Origin of the sequence: Lutibacter sp. A64 (genome assembly GCF_022429565.1) — a bacterium.
Classification (GTDB): Bacteria; Bacteroidota; Bacteroidia; order Flavobacteriales; family Flavobacteriaceae; genus Lutibacter.
This window is the reverse complement of sequence record NZ_CP092487.1, coordinates 839,989-860,868: the sequence shown is the minus strand read 5'-3', so window position 1 is coordinate 860,868 and position 20,880 is coordinate 839,989. Positions and strand designations below refer to the sequence as shown.

Genomic DNA, 20,880 nt, shown 5'->3' with positions numbered 1-20,880 from the left:
TATGACTTTTAAACAACGATTGCCATACTTTTTAGGCGGATTAATTATAGGAACCATTATTGTAGTATTTATTTGGGGTAAAAAAAATACTACTTTTGATTACGGTCCAAATGCACGTGTATTAAAAAATATTAGAGCTAAAGAACGTATTTTTTCAGAAAATGCATTGACTATTTTAAATACCAAAAAAATTGATACCGCATATATTTCTCAAATCCTAAAGAATGGAGATGTAGATTTAGCTCATAAAATTAAATTAGACAGTTGCCTATATCAATATAATATCAAAGGAATTGATAGCCTAAAAAACATTACACTTACAGTTATTAATTGTGAATCTAATGCTATTATTAAAGCTATTAAAGTTGAATAAAACCCAAGTTTAAGTAGCTATTTACACAAAATAACACCTATTTAAAACAATACTTCACTATACTTTTAAACATAACTAATTGACACTTAACACTACTTAAATTGTTTCTTTTTTATTATATCTAAAAGGAAATTAATTAGGAAAAAAACAATTAACTTTGCGGCGTTTTTAGGTGACTTTATAAGTTTAAAAGGGAATCAGATGAAAACTCTGAACAGTACCCGCTACTGTAAATTTCACAGGTGATTTTTTCACCGAAATGGCTTTACCACAACCACTGTTTTTTTAAATGGGAAGGTAAATAAAGCTGAAATCAGTCAGGAAACCTGCCTAAATACATATTAAATATCAAAGCTTTCGGGAATAAAAGCTTATGGTACGTTATTGTATACTACCATATTTATTACCTAAGGTTTATATTGTTGTAACCATATAAATTAACAAATAAAATGAAACTTAAATTAATTTTCAGTATAACGCTGTTTACACTTGTTTTTATGTCTTGTTCTGAAGACAATTCGCTATTTTCCCCAAAAATTTTAGTTCAAAAAACAAATTACCAATTAGATTTTGAAGAAGCAATAGTATTGAACCCTGAAATAGAAAATTTAACAGAAACTACTATAAATTGGTTTCTAAATGATGAAATTGTATCAACTGAACCAACATATACTTTCTTATCAAATTCAATTGGTGAAAACGAATTAAAATTAGTTGTTGAAAATTCAGCAGGTAAAGAAACCTTAATATATAACATCCGTGTTTTTGGAAAATATGCCGAAGGTGTTTTTATTGTTTCTGCTTCTTCTGAAAATGATAATGGAACTGTTGGATTCTTAAAAGATTCAATATTTACATCTAAAGTTTTTCAACTAGAAAATCCAGATAAAACATTAGGAACCGATTTAATTAGTGGACAAATTTCAGATAATAAACTTTACTTCGTTTCACAAAGTGGTGCTAACTATATAACTGTTACAAATGCTGAAACTTTAAAACTTGAAGAAACTATTTCTACTTCTGAAGCTAGAAATCCAGCATATATTTCACTAGTAGATAATGATAAAGCATATATTTTAAGCGCTTACAGTAATACCAGATTACTTTATAATGTAGATTTTACAAATGCTGCAATTCAAAATAAAATAGATGGTATTTCAGATGTTCCTGCTATACAATCGGCTGTTTTAGCTATAGAAAATAAATTACTTATTGCTGATGGAAATTCAGTAAAAGAATTTGATACAACTACTGAGTCTGTAAATGAAATACTTACATTTTCAGATAATGTTTCAGGAATTGTTACCGATCCAAATAACAATATTTGGATTGCTACAGAAGGTAGAAATGAAGAAGCTACATTTGTAAAATTAAACGCTGATTTATCTATTGCAGAAACCGTAAAATTAGGTACTGATGTAAAATTATATCGTAATGGAATGTTGACTTCAGCTAATTCAAAATATTTTTATTGGCAAGAAACTTCAACAGGAAACATTCATCGTTTTGATAGCGAAAATAAAACTCAAGAATTATTTATAACACCATTTAATTACAACCTGTTTTTTACTACAGCTCTTAAAATTCATCCTAAAACTGGAGACATTTATTTAGCCGGTGTAACAGACTTTTTTGATATGAGTAATAGTGTAATGCTAATTTTTAATGAAGAAGGCGAAGAATTAAATAAGTTTGAGAACATAGGAACTGCTCCTACTGACTTTGTTTTTAATTATAAAGAATTATATCAATAAACAAAAAGCAGCTTAATTTTTATAAAAAAGTAGTTAATATGTATAATTAACTACTTTTTTTATTTTAAAGTTTATTTTCATTAAAATATACTTCCTTTATTTTTCTAATACTTTTAATGGATTTCTCTAACCAATCTTGATATTTTTCTCTTTTCTCAATTTCTGTTAGTTGCCAATCAATAGTTGAGGCTTTTAATTTCTGATTCATATTTTGAAGAATAATTGCAGCAGCAACAGAGATATTTAAACTCTCTGTAAAACCAACCATTGGTATTTTTAAATAACCATCTGCATTATCCATCACATCTTTAGAAAGTCCTTCTTTTTCAACTCCAAAAAAGAACGCTGCTTTTTCTAAAATATCAAAATCTTGCAATAAACAAGATTCATTATGTGGTGTAGTTGCAATTATTTTATAGCCTTTTTCTTTTAAAGCCGAAATACAATCTAGTGTATTATTGGTGTTTTTTTGATTATACATCGAAAAGTCAATCCATTTCTGAGCTCCTTTTGCAACCAATCTAGATGCATAAAATTTATATTTATTCTCAATTACATGCATATCTTGAATTCCAAAAATATCACAAGTTCTTACAACAGCACTCGCATTATGAGGTTGAAAAATATCTTCAATTGCAACCGTAAAATGTCTTGTACGTTCGCTTAACACCTTTTCAAATAGGTTTCTTCTTTTTTCAGTAACAAATTGCTCTAAATATTCAATATACTTCTCATCTACCATCTAAAATTATCTTTTTTCAAAGATAAATCTTTACTTTTGAATAATAAAAATTCGAAATAGCATTTATTAAAACTCTAAAACATTTATATGAAAAAAGTTGTAATACTAACTGGCGCAGGAATTAGCGCAGAAAGTGGAATTAATACATTTAGAGGTAGCGACGGACTTTGGGAAGGACACGATGTTATGGAAGTAGCATCTCCTATTGGTTGGAATAAAAATAAAGAACTGGTTTTAGATTTTTACAATAAACGAAGACAACAATTATTATCTGTAGCTCCAAATTTAGCTCATAAATCATTAGTTTTATTAGAAAATAAATATCAAGTAAACATAATTACGCAAAATGTAGACGATTTACACGAGCGCGCAGGCAGCAAAAACGTATTGCATTTACACGGAGAATTATTAAAAGTTAGAAGCACTAAAAACCCTAACTTAATTTATTCTTGGAAAAAAGATCTTTTATTAGGTGATTTATGTGAAGACCATTCGCAATTAAGACCACATATTGTTTGGTTTGGAGAAGAAGTTCCTATGTTAGAAAAAGCAATAGAAATAACATCTAAAGCAGATATACTTATTATTATTGGAACATCTATGCAGGTATATCCAGCTGCTAACTTAATTAATTTTATAGAGCCTAAAATTCCAGTTTATTTTATTGATCCAAAACCTGCAATTCAAAAAAATTACTTTCCAAACTTAACAGTTATTTCTGAAAAAGCTAGTACAGGAGTTGCTAAAGTAGTTACTGAATTAATTGACTTGTAGCCTTAAATAAATCTCCTTTTGAAATTACACTTCCCATTTCAATTAACTTAAAAATTTCTAAGTTACGTTCTTCGGCATATTTTTTTGAAGCTTTAAAATAATCAATACTATCATTTACAGGATTTTTTAAAAACCAATTAAAATCGTTTGTATCTAAAAAACTTTTAGTTGTATCGTTTAATTTTATGTAAATTCTAATTATTTCTTTTGAAGAGCATTTAAAAAGATTGATATCATTTTTAGAAATATGTTCTAAATATTTAGTTTTTGAAAGTACATCTTCCCAAACAAGATCACTAAAAATATTTAATTCTTCATCTGCAACTTCAGGTTTTTCAACTTTAATAGTTTTCCATTCCTTAACATCTATTTGCTGTGTTGCTAAAAATTTAGCAAATTCTTCATGCAATTCTAATAATTGTTCTTTTGTTAATTGTCTGTATTTCATAGGTAATTAAGTTTAAATAAAACTAAAAAAAATCAATTTTGTTACTTAGCTATCAAAAAAAAACCGCCCAAATTGGGCGGCTTAAATATATAAAAATCTTACGATTTTATTTGTCTTCTGCAATTATTTCAACAGGTAATTCAACAATTACAGCTCTATGTAATCTAATAGTTGCATTGTATTTACCAAGTCTTTTAATATTTCCACCTTCAACTTTGATGTATTTTTTATCAACTTCGTGACCAGCTGCAGCTAATGCTTCTGATACATTTCCATTGTTTACAGAACCAAACAATTTAGTTCCGTCACCAGTTTTGGCAGAAATTTTAATTTCTAATTCTTTAATAGCATCTGCAATTTTAGTTGCATCTTTTATTAGTTTTTCTTCTTTGTAAGCGCGTTGCTTTAAAGTTTCTGCTAATACTTTTTTAGCTGATGAAGTTGCTAATACTGCAAATCCCTGAGGAATTAAATAGTTACGACCGTAACCATTCTTTACAGTAACAATATCATCTATAAAACCTAAGTTTTCAACGTCTTGTTTTAATATAATATCCATGATTCCTTTCAGTTTTATTTTAACATATCGCCAACATATGGCATTAAAGCTAAGTGACGAGCTCTTTTAATAGCTACAGAAACTTTACGTTGGTATTTTAATGAAGTACCTGTTAAACGACGTGGTAAAATTTTACCTTGTTCGTTTACTAAGTATAATAAAAAGTCAGCATCTTTATAGTCAATATATTTGATACCATTCTTTTTAAAACGACAGTATTTTTTTACTTGTTTAGTGTCAATATCTAGTGGAGTTAGGTAACGAACATCACCTTGTTTTCCTCCTTTTGCTTGTTGTTCTATAGACATAACTCTTATTTTTTAGTTGCTTTAACTCTTTCTCTTCTTTTCTCAGCCCAAGCAGCAGCATGTTTATCTAACTTTACAGTTAAATAACGCATAACGCTATCATCTCTTCTAAATTCAAGTTCAAAAGCGCTAATTTCTTGTCCGCTTACTTTGAATTCAAATAAGTGATAAAAACCACTTTTTTTGTTTTGGATTGGATACGCTAATTTTTTTAGCCCCCAGTCTTCTTTTGAGATCATTTCGGCACCTTTAGAAACAAGATAGTCCTCGAACTTCTTTACTGTTTCCTTTATCTGTACATCAGATAAAACGGGATTCAAAATGAAAACAGTTTCGTAATGATTCATAATTTATAATTTTAAGTTTTACTTTTAAGGCTGCAAATATACAGTTATTTATGGAACTAACAAGTCATAAATTAATAAAAAATAAAGTATTTAATATTAAGTAGTTAGTATTGCGGTGCTGCTTGTTAAAACCAACAACTTAACCAAGTTAAACCGTAAAACTTCAACTTTTAAATTTTCAACTTTTAAACCACCTTAATAATTATCTACATCTATATTAAATTTAATAGAACGAAATTGTTTTATCGCTTGAAATGAATTTTTAACACGTAAAATATTACTTTTAGTAACTGCTAATGATTGTTTTTGCGGAATTTTAATAATAATATGACGAATGTAATAGTTTCTAATTTTAGATATTGCAGGCGTTGTTGGCCCTAAAATTTGTTCTTTAAAAATATTTGTTAAAGATTTACCTAGCCAATTAGCTCCTTCTTCCACCCTAACATAATCTTTATGTCGTAACGTAATTTTAATAATTCTATAAAATGGTGGATAATGGTACTGCCAGCGTTCGTCTAACTGTTCTTTAAACATTTCATTATAAGAATTAGTAGAAACTTGCTGTAAAATTTGATGGTAAGGATTAAAGGTTTGTATGGCTACTTTACCTCTTTTTTTTGCTCTTCCTGCTCTTCCTGCAACTTGAACCATTAATTGATAACTGCGTTCATGTGCTCTAAAATCTGGAAAATTAAGCATCGTATCTGCATTCATAATTCCAACTAAAGAAACATTTGCAAAATCTAGCCCTTTAGAAAGCATTTGTGTACCAACTAATATGTCAATTTCTTGCGCTTCAAATTTACCTATTATTTTTTGATATCCATATTTACCTCGCGTTGTATCTAAATCCATTCTACCAATAGACACATCTGGAAACAATTGTTCTAATTCCTGTTCAATTTGCTCAGTTCCAAAACCTTTTGTGTTTAATTTTTCACTTCCACAAGCACCACAATTATGAGGCATTGCTTGCCTATAGCCACAATAATGGCAACGTAATTCTTTTCTAAAACTATGAAACGTTAAACTTACATCGCATTGCGGACATTGAGGAGAAACACCACATGTTTCACATTCTACAACTGGTGCAAACCCTCTTCTATTTTGAAATAAAATAACTTGTTCTTTTTCATCTAACGCATCTTGAATCATTTCTAATAATCTATCAGAAAAATGACCTTTCATTCGTTTTTTTCTATATTTCTCCTTTACATCAACCAATTCAATTTCTGGTAATAAAACATCTCCAAATCGTCTGTTCAATTCTACAAAGCCATATTTACCTTGTTGCGCATTGTAAAAAGTTTCAACACTTGGCGTTGCCGACCCCAATAAAACTTTAGCTTTATGCTGGCTTGCTAAAACAATTGCAGCATCTCTTGCGTGGTAACGTGGAGCAGGATCATATTGCTTAAAAGAAAGCTCGTGTTCTTCATCAACAATAATAAACCCTAAATTAGAAAACGGTAAAAACAATGAAGATCTAGCACCTAAAATAAGTTGCGCTTTTTGTTTATTTTCTAATACATTATTCCATACTTCTACTCGTTCATTCATAGAATATTTTGAATGAAAGACAGATAAATATTCACCAAAATAATACTGTAATCTTTCTATTAATTGCGTGGTTAGAGCTATTTCGGGTAATAAATAAAGTACTTGCTTACCATCTTCTAATAATTGCTTTATTAATTTAGCATATATTTCAGTTTTACCACTGCTAGTAACACCTTTTAATAAAGTTACTTTCTTGGTTTCAAATGATGTTTTTATACCTTTGTACGCTTCTTGTTGATGACTTGTTAACTCTTTAATTTCTGAAGAAACTCCATTAAAATTAATACGATCTTTTTGAATAAAATAATACTCTAAAATTTCTTTATCTATCAACGATTTTAGTACAGAACTTGAAGTACCTGCTTTATCTTGAAGTACTGTAGCTTTTATTGGTTTTTTTAAACTTTGTAACTGAAAATATGTTAAAATTAATTCACGTTGTTTTTTTGCCCTACTTAACTCTTCTAATAATTTAGATAATTTATCATTTGAATCCCAAGGAGCTTTTAAACGGATATATTTTATAAGTTTTGGCTTATATTGTTCGTAAATTTGCTCTTTAACTACAATTACATTCTTCTCAATCAATGTTTTAATTATGGGAAATACATTCTTTTTACCTAAAATTTCTATAATTTTAAAAATTGAAAGTTGAGATTGATGTTGTAAGGCTTCAAAAATTAAAAATTCTTCGTCAGATAAGATTTCTTCATTGGTAAAACCGGCTACTAATTGAATTTCTGTTTCACTTTCTAATAAAAATGCACTTGGTAAAGCTGCTCTAAAAACTTCGCCTAAAGCACACATATAATAATTAGCCAACCATTCCCAATGTTTTAATTGTAGTTGGTTAACTATTGGAAACTCGTCTAAAATTTGATAAATATCTTTAGCTTCATATCCTACTGGCGCTGTATTATGAATATTGTAAACTAAGGCTGTATATATTTTAGATTTACCAAACTCTACTGCAATACGCATTCCTGGCTTTAAAAAATTAGCCTCTGCTTCAGTTATTTTATAAGTAAATAACTTAGAAAGTGGAATTGGTAATATTACGTTACAATAGTAGTTCAATCTCTAATAATTTGAATGACAAATATTATATAAAAAAATTAAAATCTGTTATATAAGTTACTTTTTTTAAGAACAAATTTATTAAATTTGAGATAATTTAAACTTAAATTAGTTTCGTATGAAAAAATACATAATTGCTAGCTTATTAGTTACTCTTTTTATTGGATGTAAAGAGAAACAAAAGAACAAAGAACAAGAAAAAGTAAATCCAGAATATGTAGCACTTCAACAAAAATCTGTTGCACTTTTTGGCTTACTACCTAAAGTTGCTGAAAACCCAAACAACCCTATTACAGAAGAAAAAGTTGCCTTGGGAAAAAAATTATATTTTGATAATAAATTATCTAAAGACAATACACAAAGTTGTAATACTTGTCATAATTTAGAAACATACGGAGTTGATAATTTAAGTACATCTCCTGGAAACGATGGTAATTTAGGTACTAGAAATTCACCTACAGTTTTTAACGCCGCATTACATATAAATCAGTTTTGGGATGGAAGAGCCGAAGATGTTGAAGAACAAGCTGGAGGACCTATATTAAATCCTGTAGAAATGGCAATGCCTAGTGAAGAAGAAGTTGTTAAAAGACTTTCTAAAGAAGAAGAATACAATGAACTATTTAAAATAGCTTTTCCTAAAGATAAAAGTCCTATTTCTTATAAAAATATTCAAGATGCCATTGGAGCTTTTGAACGTAAATTAATAACACCATCTAAATTTGACGATTTTTTAGAAGGAGATGTAACTGCTCTTACATCTACAGAAATTAAAGGTTTACAATTATTTATAGATAAAGGTTGCGTTGCTTGCCACTCTGGAACAGCTTTAGGAGGTAATATGCATCAAAAATTTGGAATATTTGATGATTATTGGAAACATACACAAAGTGAAAAAATTGATGAAGGTAAATTTGAAGTTACAGAAAAAGAATCTGATAAATATATTTTTAAATCACCATCATTAAGAAACATTGCTAAAACATATCCTTATTTTCATGATGGAAGTGTTTACGATTTAAAAGAAGCGATACAAATAATGGCTAAAGTACAACTAGATAAAGAATTTACTACTGATGAACTAGAAGCTATTTTTGCTTTTTTAAATTCTTTAACTGGAGAATTACCAGACGATATTTAAACACCTATTTTTATACATTTTAAAGTCCGATATTTTATCGGACTTTTTTTTGGCACGTTGTTTGTTTTAAAACTAACGTAGTTGCTAACTAACCAGCTATTTTAGTAGTAACCTTAAAAACAAACATTATGAAAAACAAAATACTTTTATTCGGAATCTTTTTATTAGTTAGTTTTGGAACTTTCGCTTCAAACACAACTAATACAACCTCAACAAACCATAATTCTTATAATGATTACGGAGATTCATTTACATTTGTTGAAAATGGTGTAACATTTTCTGTTTTTCAAAATGGTGAATTCGATTTTTATATAAATCCAAGTAGTAATTTTAGCGCTAACTACAATAGTAATGGTATAAACATAAGCTATAACTCTGGCTATAATTACGATGCTTATGTTCAATATGACGACTATGGAGCAATCATTCAAATAGAAAATATCCCTATTTATTACGATTATTATGGACGTGTAGTAAAAGTTGGAAATGTAGACATTAATTACAATAATAACAGATTAGTTAGATTGGGTGGACTTAGAGTATACTATGATAATTATGGATATTATTCTCACTACTCTGGCTATATAAATAGTTACAACCGTAGATATGTATTTCACCCATACCATAATTATTTTTCTAGACCATTATTCGATTTTAGAATTGTAAGTTACAAACCTTACAGACATAATTACAAACCTAATCGTTATAGATATTATAGCAATCATTCTAGAAACAAATATTATAAAAACAATAAATATTACAGCAGACATAAAACATATGCTAAAAGTAATAACAGACAACGTATAGCAACTAATGTACCTAAAAGACGAACAAGTAATATTGCTTATAAAAATACAAGTAAATCACATACTCAAGTAAAAAGAAATGTTATAGGTACTAATAGAAATTCTTCTGTAAATAATCGTACACGTAGTACTAATATAATTGGAAACGACAGAAATTCTTCTGTAAACAACCGCACACGTAGTAACACTAATATTGTTGGAAATAGAAATAGCACAGCTCAAAAAAGAAATACTAGTACAACTATAACACGTACAAAAACAGTAAAAACTAACACTCCTACTAGAACTGCCCAAAATAGGAGCTCAAATAGTTCTAAAAATAGAAGTAGTTCAATAAATCAAAATAGAACAAAAAGTTCTAAATCTTATACACCAAATAGAAGTACACAAAAAAGAAGTGTTTCTACACCTACAACTAGAAGTTCTACTAAAAGTACAGCATCTAAATCTAGCAGTAAAACTAAAAGAAGAAGTTAATAATAGTTAATTACTAACTAAAATTAGTTAAAGGTTAAATTAAAAACATCGAAATTTAAATATTTCGGTGTTTTTTTTATCTGTTTTTATAAAATAAAACGGTACTTATTGTTTTTATAATAATCTTAAAATCAAGCAATAAATTACGTTCTTTCATATAATATAAATCGTATCGTAGCTTCACATACTGCTCTTCTTTAGAACTTGCATACGGATACTCAACTTGAGCCCAACCTGTTAAACCTGGTTTAATTACATTTCTAATTGTATAAAATGGATACTCTTTACTTAATGATTCAACAAACTCTGGACGCTCTGGACGAGGCCCAATAACACTCATTTCTCCTTTTAAAATATTTATAAATTGAGGCACCTCATCTAATCTAGTATTTCTTAAAAACTTTCCGAATTTAGTAATTCTAGAGTCATTTTTTTGTGCCCACTCTGCACCATTTTTTTCGGCACCTGGAACCATAGTTCTAAATTTAATAATTTTAAACAAAACACCACCTCTACCTACTCTTTCTTGCAAATAAAATAAAGATCCTTTGTTAAAAAATAAATTTCCAATAGCTATAAAGGGAATACTTAAAATTAAAAAACAAATACCTATAAACGATATTATTATATCAAATAATCTATGAAAAATAAGATAGATTCTATTTTGGTGATTTAAACTAAAGTTTAAATAATTATAAAAATTCTCATTTAATTGACTTTCAGGAATGCATTTATAAATAAATTCCATAAATTTTTCTGAACTTGTAATAATTATACCTTCATTAAAAAGTGAAATTAACTTAGGCGTAAAATTATTTATAAATTCATTTTTTTGAAAGTCTTCAACTATAATTTCTTTAATTTTATGAGCTTTCACCAATTTTTTAAGATCTAAGTTTGTTGCTTTAATATAATTTATTGAAAGATTTTCAATGCTATTAGGACTTACATACCCCACAATATAATTATAAGGAGCTTTCATTTTTATATCCTTAATTAGAGTTTCAATAAACTCTTTGTTAGATCCAATAATTAAAATCTTATTAAAAAATAATGGTGAAAAAATAAATTGAATATAAATAAATCTCCAACAATAAATTGAAATAGTAATTGCTAAAAATAAATATACTATCTGTAACCTATTTACAGGTAAAACAGGCGTAATAAACGGCGTAAACACATAAAAAAAAGTAGTTAAAAGCCCTGTAATCAATGTGTTTTTTAAAGTTTGATAAGCATCATTTGAAACCTTTAAATTATACATTTCAAATAATTGTCCAAAAAACAACACATAACAAATTAGAACAATTAAATAACCATAAAAATTTGAATCATTAGGTTTAAAATAATGAAAATCGAAAAAATAAAACACTAAAAACAATCCAATTATTACAACTAATACATCAAAAAATCTCAATAGAAATTTTCGTTCAGAAATTGAAAAGTTAATGCTTTTTTGAAACATAAAACACCTAATTAAATTTTTTATAAATATACATACTTAGAGTTGTTTTATAATTTTAAAAATTAATTTTAAACGCAAGCTTATATTGGCAACCTAAAACACTGATAATCTAACACTAACCGCAGATAAACTACTAATTTACAAGATACTTTAAAATACTCACTACCTATTTTATAGTATAAATTGTTTAAAACTCATTTAATAACTGTTTAAATTCTGTAAAAACTAACAAAGACATTTCTAATATTTTGGTTAAATTTGCATTTTTCTAACTATATTCAAATAAATCTTACATATGATTCATTTCTTTGGAAACCAAAACAGTAAAATATATGCTGTGCAAACGTCAAAAGATTTTGCGCAAGAAAACACGCAAAAATTAAATTGGCTTTTTGGAAATCAACCAAAACTTGAAGAGGCATCTATAGATGCTTTTTTTATTGGACCACGAGCTGCTATGATTACTCCTTGGAGTACAAATGCTGTGGAAATTACACAAAACATGGCTATTGATGGTATTATTAGAATTGAAGAATTTATAGCTTCAACTAAAGATGAAGTCTTTGATCCAATGATATTTCAAAAATATTCAAGATTAGATCAAGATATTTTCACTATAAATACCAAACCTGCACCAGTTTTAGCCATTGATGACATTGCAGCTTACAACATACAAGAAGGATTGAGTTTAAGTAATGAAGAAGTTGAATACCTAAACAGCATAAGTGCAAAAATTGGCAGAAAATTAACCGATTCTGAGGTTTTTGGATTTTCACAAGTAAATTCTGAACATTGTAGACATAAAATTTTTAACGGAACTTTTATTATTGATGGTGAAGAAATGCCTTCATCATTATTTAAATTAATTAGAAAAACTTCAGAAACAAATCATAATGGAATTGTTTCTGCCTACAAAGACAATGTAGCATTTATTGAAGGACCGACCGTAGAACAATTCGCCCCAAAATCTGCCGATAAACCAGATTTTTACGAGAAAAAAGATTTTAAATCTGTAATTTCATTAAAAGCTGAAACACATAATTTCCCTACAACTGTAGAGCCTTTTAACGGAGCTGCAACAGGTTCAGGTGGAGAAATTAGAGACCGTTTAGCTGGAGGAAAAGGTTCTCTTCCTTTAGCAGGTACGGCAGTTTATATGACTTCTTATTCTCGTTTAAAAGAAAATCGTCCTTGGGAAAACGGTATGCAAGAACGTAAATGGTTATACCAAACTCCTATGGATATTCTAATAAAAGCCTCTAATGGTGCTTCAGACTTTGGAAATAAATTTGGACAACCTTTAATTTCGGGTTCTTTATTAACTTTCGAGCACGAAGAACAAGCACGTAAATTAGGTTTTGATAAGGTAATTATGCAAGCTGGCGGTATTGGTTATGGAAAAGCTGAACAAGCTTTAAAAGACACACCAAACTCGGGTGATAAAATTGTAATTTTAGGTGGTGACAACTACCGAATTGGAATGGGTGGAGCTGCAGTTTCTTCAGCAGACACTGGAGAATTTGAAAGCGGAATTGAATTAAACGCCGTACAACGTTCTAATCCTGAAATGCAAAAAAGAGCCGCAAATGCTATTCGTGGAATGGTAGAAAGCGATAAAAATAGTATTGTTTCTATTCACGATCACGGTGCAGGTGGACATTTAAATTGTTTATCTGAACTAGTTGAAGAAACTGGTGGATTAATCGATTTAGATAAATTACCAGTTGGTGACCCTACCCTTTCTGCAAAAGAAATTATTGGAAACGAATCTCAAGAACGTATGGGATTGGTTATTGGAAAAGAAGATGCTGAATACCTACATAGAGTTGCAGATCGTGAACGCTCTCCTTATTACGAAGTTGGTGATGTTACGAACAACAACCGTTTTACTTTTGAATCTAAAACTACTGGCGAAAAACCTATGGATTTAGAAATGAATGATATGTTTGGAAGTTCACCTAAAACAATTATGAACGACAAAACTGTTGTTTATGATTATTCAAACTTAGAATATTCAATCCAAAATATCTCAACATATTTAGAACAAGTATTGCAGTTAGAAGCCGTTGCTTGTAAAGATTGGTTAACAAATAAAGTAGACCGTTGTGTTGGTGGTAAAGTTGCCAAACAACAATGTGCCGGACCGCTACAATTACCTTTAAATAATGTGGGTGTAATGGCTTTAGATTATAACGGAAAAGAAGGTATTGCCACTTCAATAGGTCATTCACCTGTTGCAGCGCTTATAGATCCTGTTGCTGGTAGTAGAACTGCCATTGCAGAATCTCTATCTAATATTATTTGGGCGCCTATTAAAAATGGTTTAAAAGGTATTTCTTTGTCTGCAAACTGGATGTGGCCTTGTAAAAATGAAGGTGAAGACGCTCGTTTATACAAAGCTGTTGAAGCTGTTTCAAATTTTGCTATTGAATTGGGTATTAATGTACCAACAGGTAAAGATTCTTTATCTATGAAACAGAAATATCCTAACAACGAAGTAATTGCACCTGGAACAGTAATTATTTCCGCAGCCGGAAATTGTACTGATATTAAAAAAGTTGTAGAGCCTGTTTTACAAAAAGATGGTGCTTCAGTTTATTATATCAATCTTTCGCAAGACGATTTTAAATTAGGAGGCTCTTCTTTTGCACAAACACTCAATAAAATTGGAAATGACGCGCCAACTATTAAAGATACTGCTTTTTTTAAAAATGCATTTAATACCATTCAACAATTAATTTCTGAAGAAGCTATTGTTGCTGGTCACGATATAGGAAGTGGTGGTTTAATTACTACATTGCTTGAAATGTGTTTTGCCGATACTGATTTAGGTTTAAAAATAGATTTCTCAGTTTTTGAAGAAAAAGACATTATCAAATATTTATTTTCTGAAAATATTGGAATTGTTTTTCAAGCAAAAGAAAACGCTTTGGTTGAGGATAAACTAACTAAAAATAATGTTTCTTTTTACAAACTAGGTACCGTAACTAATGAAGCAACATTAGATTTTGGCCCTTGTAAATTAGACATTGCAAAATACAGAGATATTTGGTTTGAAACCTCTTATTTATTAGACAATAAACAAACAGCAAATAATTTAGCTAAAGAACGTTTTAATAATTATAAAGTACAACCTTTAAAATATACATTCCCAGATCACTTTACAGGAAAACTTCCAGAAATTGATGCAACAAAACCAAGGCCAAAAGCAGCTATTATTCGTGAAAAAGGATCGAATTCTGAACGTGAAATGGCTAATGCAATGTATTTAGCTGGTTTTGATGTAAAAGATGTGCATATGACCGATTTAATTTCTGGTCGTGAAACCCTAGAAGACATTCAATTTGTAGGTGCTGTTGGCGGATTTAGTAATTCAGATGTTTTAGGCTCTGCAAAAGGTTGGGCTGGTGCATTTTTATACAATGAAAAAGCAAAAACAGCGCTACAAAATTTCTTTAAAAGAGAAGATACCTTATCTGTTGGAATTTGTAATGGTTGCCAGTTGTTTATGGAATTAGAAGAAATAAATCCAGAACACGAAATACACGGAAAAATGTTACATAACGATTCTCACAAACACGAAAGTAATTTTACTTCAGTAACTATTCAAGAAAATAATTCGGTAATGCTTTCTAGTTTAGCTGGAAGTACATTAGGAGTTTGGATTTCACACGGAGAAGGAAAATTTAACTTACCAATGGAAGAAAGCGCATACAATATTGTAGCTAAATATGGTTACGAAGGTTATCCTGCAAACCCAAATGGTTCAGATTATAATACAGCAATGATGAGCTCTAAAGATGGTAGACATTTAGTAATGATGCCACATATTGAACGTTCTATTTTTCAATGGAACTGGGCAAACTACCCTGCTGGAAGAAAAGACGAAGTTTCTCCTTGGGCTGAAGCTTTTGTAAATGCTAGAAAATGGCTTACCAAATAAGAATAATGCATATCTAATAAAGGCTCTCTAATGAGAGCTTTTTTTATGCTTTTAATTCAATAATTCTTTACATTAAATGTAAAAATTAAAACGTGAGAAATTCTTATAAATTATTTTAAAAACATATCATTCAATAGTTTACATTTGCATTTTTTAAATTGAATTAAGCCAAATGAATATTCCTGAAAAATATAAACACATTATTGAATTAGGGAAAGCCCTTCATATTTATGGTGTGCCTTCTTACAAAGTGCAATCTTATTTAACTAAAGTGTCTAAAACGGAAGATATAAAAGGTGTGTTTATGGACTTACCTACTTGGATAAATTATGTATTTTATGAAGATGAACAAACCTATAATTATATAGAATGTATTCCTCCTGGAGTTTTAAATTTAGGTGGATTATCTCGTGTAGATGAAGTTACAAATAAAGTAATTTCAAAAGAAATTGACAGTACAGAAGTAGTTCTAGAATTAGACAAAATCAATAAAGAGTCCACTAAAATTAATCATTTTATATTAACTGTTTCTTATGCAGTGGCTTCAGGAGCATTTAGTTTAATGATTGGCACTAACTGGATTTCTTTAATTTTCGCATTGATTTTAGGTGCATTGGTTTATCCACTTGTTTATTTATCTACCAGATCTAATTATTTAGAAACCGTTTTAGAATCTTTAGCCTCTTTTATAGTAACAGTACTTGCTAGTTTATTACATTTAATATTTCCTGAACTTAATGTTGGAATCATAATTTTATCTTCCATAATTATTTTTATTCCCGGGTTATCAATAACTACAGCCTTAGAAGAAATAACATCAAAAAGTTTAGTCTCTGGCGGAGCAAAGTTGTTTGATTCAATTATATCTTTATTTAAACAATTTTTTGGAGTATTATTAGGTTTAGCTTTAATGGCTTCTATTATTGATTTTAAGCAATTAGTTCATGTTTCCAATTTACCACATTGGATTATGTTTAGTGGTATTCCCTTATTTTCTATAAGTCTTTTAGCTATTTTTCAAGTACGAAAAAAAGATATGGTTTTTGGTGCAGTTACTGGAGTTCTTGTATTTTTTACTACTGTATTATTTTCAGGATATGGTGTGCTATTTAGTACTTTTATTGGTACAATTATGGCTGTTGCTATTAGTCACTTTTTTAATAGAATTACAAAAACACCAAAAACAGTATTTTTAACACAAGGTATTGTAATGCTTGTTCCAGGTAGTAAATCTTTTATGGGATTAAGCAATTCTTTTTTAAATTCATCAATTATAATTGCTGATAATATTTACGAACAAGTAGCTTATACTTTAATGGGAATTATTGGTGGTTTATTGTTTTCTGGAGTATTTAGAAAACGTTAATTAAGAAGATTTAATTAAAAAAACATCTAAAACGTCTAGAAACCCGTCATTATGAATTTATTTCAGAATCTTATCTAATAAAATCAATTACTATTAGAACCTGAATTTCTAAACTCTCAAATTTCTTATTTTAAAATAAGTTATGGATGAGTAAATAAATTCAGATCAACTAAATTTACAATTATTCCTTAATAATTTTAATAGTTTTAGGTTTATCTAACATAATTTTTGCTAAATAAACTCCAGTAGGCAAATCTTCTAAAGAAATTACTACTTTTCCATAGTCAACATTATATGTTTTTGATGAAATTAATTGCGAATGCATCGTAAATAATTCAATTTTTACATTATCCATTTCAACAGGTAAATTAATTGCTAATTTTCCATTTGTTGGATTTGGATATGCTGTAATGGTTTCAAATAAATCTATTTGTTTTGATAAAACACCTTCACATTCTATATTGGTTTTAACTTGAATAACATCTCCATGCATAACATCTAATGAAAATGAATTATTCATAGTTACAAAAGCTTCTTTCCCATTTATAGAAATATTATAAGGAGCAGTACCTTTTTCAATATCAATAATTACTTTGTTTGAAGTAATTGACGTTTTACCAGATATAGTTGTACCAGCTTCAACAATAGCATTAAAACACTGTTCAAAGCTTTCTCCTTCTACTGAAATACAAAAATCGTGGTTTTTTGGTTCTAACCCATCAACTTCTAAACTATTATTAAATCTATATGTTTCTTCATTAATGGTTATTACATAATCTAAATTTTCTTCAGTAGTAATTATTATTTTTCCGTTGTCTTTATTCGGACAAGTTTCACTAACAGTTTCAATTTTAAAATTATTTGCAGGTAAAACAAAACAACCAACTTCATTTACAGTTGCTCCAACTGTTGTATTATTACATTGATCAACATTATTCATAACACCATCATTATCATCATCTAATTGACTTTCTGAACAACCTTCTGCATCAACCACTTCACCTGCTGTTGTATTATTACATTGATCAACATTATTCATAACACCATCATTATCATCATCTAATTGACTTTCTGAACAACCTTCTGCATTAACTGCTTCGCCTGCTGGTGTATTGTTACATTGATCAACATTATTCATAACACCATCATTATCATCATCTAATTGACTTTCTGAACAACCTTCTGCATCAACCACTTCACCTGCTGGTGTATTGTTACATTGATCAACATTATTCATAACACCATCATTATCACTATCGTCACTTAAATCCTTTGCAACTCCATAAAACTCAATTTCTACAATGGTATTCCAACCACTTGGTCTAGCTGGTTGACCAAAACCTATAATTTTTACATATTTGGTTCCAGTTGCTACCTGCGGTAAAAGAAAATTTGTGAATTCATCAGCTTCGGTAGCACAGACAAGATTACTTTCACCAAACGGATTTGTAAATGCAGTATCATCAGTAGTTGTAGAAGAAACTAATATTTTAAACTCATAAGTTTTACCATTAGTTGCCATATAATCAACTAATTTCAAATCAAAACTACCACCTAAATCGTAAATAATTTCACCTACATTTGTACCTTCATTAATTTCTGAAATCTCATTGTTACCAGACCATTGCGTATCAGTATCTTTATCTAAACTATGTATTGCAATATTGTTTTTAGAATCTGTTATTTCTTCATGAAATACTGAATAAACAGCTACATTATCGTTTATAGACCCATCATTAATAAGTTTAAGGCCATATGTTGGTGGCACGCCATTTTGAATAATGGTTAATGTTTTTACTATAGCATCTTCATCTGTATTTTGCGTAAAGGTTACTGTACCGGTTCTTTCTGTAGTTGTTGTATTTGAAGTAACTGAAAGAGAAATTTCTGCATCACCAGTTGCTGAATTTAGATCAATAGTTATCCAATCATCATTAGAAACAGCTGTCCAACTTACATTTGCATTCACTGAAACATTATAGCTATCAGCTTCATAATTAAGTGCTGGTAAAGAACTAACAATTAAAGATTCACTAATTTCAATTGTACAATCACCGTCTGTTATTTTAGCTCCAGTATTATCTAAAAAGCAAGCTCCAATTCCGTAGCCAACCATAGTATCTGTTGTTGGTTTATACATTCCCATATCTGCACCTTTACCATCTGCACCTGAAAAAGTATAAATTTCGCCATCTGCAATTGCATTAATTGCTGTTTCTTCTGTAAAACCATCATTAGTTACTCCTAAATTGGTTCCATTATAAACATTTCTATTGTATGTTAGAGCTGTTCCTAAACTAGAATATTGTCCAGAAATAACATCTGTTAAATTTGCATTATTTGGCGTAAAATAAATTAAATTATTAGTTATATCTCCGGTTGGATCGGTTGATCCTTTATCTGTATTATAATACAAAGGAGCATTTGTATTAATAATAGTATTGTTAGAAACATTAATATTTGTAGTTTTTTGATACCCATTTGAAACATTGGTAGAATTACAATCAACATCCGCTTTATCACTTCCACCAATAAACGTGATTCCATTATTCCATTTTGCTTGATCTACAACTGTAATACAATCTTGAATATAATTATTGGTTATATTATGGTAACTGTCTGTAATTCTAATACCTCCAGTACCATCAACATTTTCACCTAAAAAGTAATTTCCTTCAACAGTAGCTTTAGAACCATGTCTAAGTACTAAAGAACCTCTAGATCTTCTAAAAGTATTATTAATATAGGTATTGTTTTTACTTTTATTAGTAATAATTTCATTCTCTCCATTAGCTTCAACAAAATAATTATTGCTAACTGTAGCACCACTATTTACATTTTGATATTCACTAGTACCTATACGAATTGTTTCACTATCTCCAGAATTACTTAATGATGCATCCATTTTAGCAAAATTGTAAAAATAATTATTGCTAATAGTATGCCCAACTAGTTCACAACTATTATTAATTTCTGGTTCACCATCTGCAACTGGTGGAAATGCATTATAAGCATATTCTGCTAATATTAAAGCACCTGCACTTTCTTTATTCATAAAAGAACAATTAATAACAGTATTAAATGTTCCGTACAATACAATCCATCTATGTTTTGTAATTGATCCTTCAGCTAAATCATCGGCCTTATCATCTGGTTCTATCTCTAAACCATCTATTGCACAATTTTGAATGGTACTATGATTTGCATAATCATAACCATTTCTAAATTCAATAAAATTACTAGCACCATAACCACCTTTCCAATAAAATCCATCTACAACAACATAATCTCCACCAATGCTCATTTTTAATCCGCCAGTAAAAGTAACACCACCTGGCGTTTCAGCTCTAAATATAATAGGCTTCTCCGCAGTACCGTTTCCAACAAATTTTATACGCTCATCCGTATCATAAACTCCATTTGCTAATATAATTTCATCACCAGCCACATAGGTGTATTCTTCTAATTCTTCTGGATCATCTATATTATAAATTGTTTGAGAAATTGAAAGCTGTGTTATTAGTAAAAATAAAACACTAACAATAATACGTATTTGATTGTATTTGTTTTTCATATTTACAAGTAGTATAAATTATATTTGGTTTAATTTAAAACTGGTTTACCAATTTGGTTTACCAAATATATGGATTATTCTACTATAAACAAATAGTTTATATCTATAAAATAGCGTATTAATACAACAAAGGAAATACTTAAATAATAATGCCTGTTTTAAA

The 20,880-nt window shown here is 29.0% G+C and carries 15 protein-coding genes and 1 riboswitch; of the genes, 7 read left to right on the top strand and 8 right to left on the bottom strand.

Going from position 1 to position 20,880, the window contains the following annotated elements:
• The first annotated feature begins 1 nt into the window (after position 1).
• Together MKD41_RS03420 and MKD41_RS03415 are read left to right on the top strand one after the other, a co-directional pair.
• A complete protein-coding gene (locus MKD41_RS03420; RefSeq protein WP_240244041.1) occupies positions 2–373 on the top strand; it encodes a hypothetical protein in 372 nt (123 codons plus the stop codon).
• Positions 374–526: 153 nt separating this feature from the next.
• A riboswitch (cobalamin riboswitch) is annotated at positions 527–721 on the top strand.
• Positions 722–822: 101 nt separating this feature from the next.
• Complete coding sequence (locus tag MKD41_RS03415) at positions 823–2,127, top strand: DUF5074 domain-containing protein (protein ID WP_240244040.1); 1,305 nt, start codon at positions 823–825, stop codon at positions 2,125–2,127.
• Positions 2,128–2,191: 64 nt separating this feature from the next.
• On the opposite strand, the gene MKD41_RS03410 is transcribed toward MKD41_RS03415, so the two are convergent.
• Positions 2,192–2,869 carry a TrmH family RNA methyltransferase gene (locus MKD41_RS03410; protein ID WP_240244039.1) on the bottom strand — a complete coding sequence of 226 codons (678 nt, stop codon included), beginning with the start codon at positions 2,867–2,869 and terminating at the stop codon, positions 2,192–2,194.
• A gap of 87 nt (positions 2,870–2,956) precedes the next feature.
• On the opposite strand from MKD41_RS03410, the gene MKD41_RS03405 reads away from it, so the two are divergent.
• The gene (locus tag MKD41_RS03405; protein ID WP_240244038.1) at positions 2,957–3,643 is read left to right on the top strand and encodes an SIR2 family NAD-dependent protein deacylase; all 687 of its coding nucleotides are present in this window, start codon (positions 2,957–2,959) and stop codon (positions 3,641–3,643) included.
• Here the strand turns inward: MKD41_RS03405 and MKD41_RS03400 are convergent.
• The 5 genes from MKD41_RS03400 to priA form a co-directional block, all read right to left on the bottom strand.
• On the bottom strand, positions 3,621–4,091 hold the full coding sequence (locus MKD41_RS03400) for a DUF6495 family protein (protein ID WP_240244037.1): 471 nt from the start codon (positions 4,089–4,091) through the stop codon (positions 3,621–3,623). The two genes, MKD41_RS03405 and MKD41_RS03400, sit on opposite strands and share 23 nt — an antisense overlap.
• Before the next feature lie 106 nt (positions 4,092–4,197).
• Complete coding sequence (rplI, locus tag MKD41_RS03395; protein WP_240244036.1) at positions 4,198–4,650, bottom strand: 50S ribosomal protein L9; 453 nt, start codon at positions 4,648–4,650, stop codon at positions 4,198–4,200.
• Between the two features lie 14 nt (positions 4,651–4,664).
• On the bottom strand, positions 4,665–4,958 hold the full coding sequence (rpsR, locus tag MKD41_RS03390; protein ID WP_111708427.1) for a 30S ribosomal protein S18: 294 nt from the start codon (positions 4,956–4,958) through the stop codon (positions 4,665–4,667).
• 5 nt (positions 4,959–4,963) lie between these two features.
• Positions 4,964–5,305: a 30S ribosomal protein S6 gene (rpsF, locus tag MKD41_RS03385; RefSeq protein ID WP_240244035.1), complete on the bottom strand. Its 342-nt coding sequence runs from the start codon at positions 5,303–5,305 to the stop codon at positions 4,964–4,966.
• Between the two features lie 195 nt (positions 5,306–5,500).
• Positions 5,501–7,945: a replication restart helicase PriA gene (gene priA, locus MKD41_RS03380; RefSeq protein ID WP_240244034.1), complete on the bottom strand. Its 2,445-nt coding sequence runs from the start codon at positions 7,943–7,945 to the stop codon at positions 5,501–5,503.
• Between the two features lie 118 nt (positions 7,946–8,063).
• Between priA and MKD41_RS03375 the strand changes: the two genes are divergently transcribed.
• Both MKD41_RS03375 and MKD41_RS03370 read left to right on the top strand, forming a co-directional pair.
• Positions 8,064–9,086 (top strand): cytochrome-c peroxidase, encoded by a 1,023-nt coding sequence (locus MKD41_RS03375; protein ID WP_240244033.1) that lies wholly within the window; start codon positions 8,064–8,066, stop codon positions 9,084–9,086.
• A 128-nt stretch (positions 9,087–9,214) separates the two neighbouring features.
• The gene (locus MKD41_RS03370) at positions 9,215–10,369 is read left to right on the top strand and encodes a hypothetical protein (RefSeq protein ID WP_240244032.1); all 1,155 of its coding nucleotides are present in this window, start codon (positions 9,215–9,217) and stop codon (positions 10,367–10,369) included.
• Positions 10,370–10,445: 76 nt separating this feature from the next.
• Here the strand turns inward: MKD41_RS03370 and MKD41_RS03365 are convergent, their stop codons facing one another.
• A complete protein-coding gene (locus tag MKD41_RS03365) occupies positions 10,446–11,834 on the bottom strand; it encodes an exopolysaccharide biosynthesis polyprenyl glycosylphosphotransferase (RefSeq protein ID WP_240244031.1) in 1,389 nt (462 codons plus the stop codon).
• Between the two features lie 295 nt (positions 11,835–12,129).
• Here MKD41_RS03365 and purL point away from each other — a divergent pair, with 295 nt between their 5' ends.
• Both purL and MKD41_RS03355 read left to right on the top strand, forming a co-directional pair.
• Positions 12,130–15,777: a phosphoribosylformylglycinamidine synthase gene (gene purL / locus MKD41_RS03360; RefSeq protein WP_240244030.1), complete on the top strand. Its 3,648-nt coding sequence runs from the start codon at positions 12,130–12,132 to the stop codon at positions 15,775–15,777.
• Positions 15,778–15,949: 172 nt separating this feature from the next.
• Positions 15,950–17,143: a threonine/serine ThrE exporter family protein gene (locus MKD41_RS03355; protein WP_240244029.1), complete on the top strand. Its 1,194-nt coding sequence runs from the start codon at positions 15,950–15,952 to the stop codon at positions 17,141–17,143.
• Positions 17,144–17,324: 181 nt separating this feature from the next.
• Here the strand turns inward: MKD41_RS03355 and MKD41_RS16395 are convergent, their stop codons facing one another.
• On the bottom strand, positions 17,325–20,717 hold the full coding sequence (locus tag MKD41_RS16395; protein ID WP_305852419.1) for a chondroitinase-B domain-containing protein: 3,393 nt from the start codon (positions 20,715–20,717) through the stop codon (positions 17,325–17,327).
• Positions 20,718–20,880: the final 163 nt, after the last annotated feature.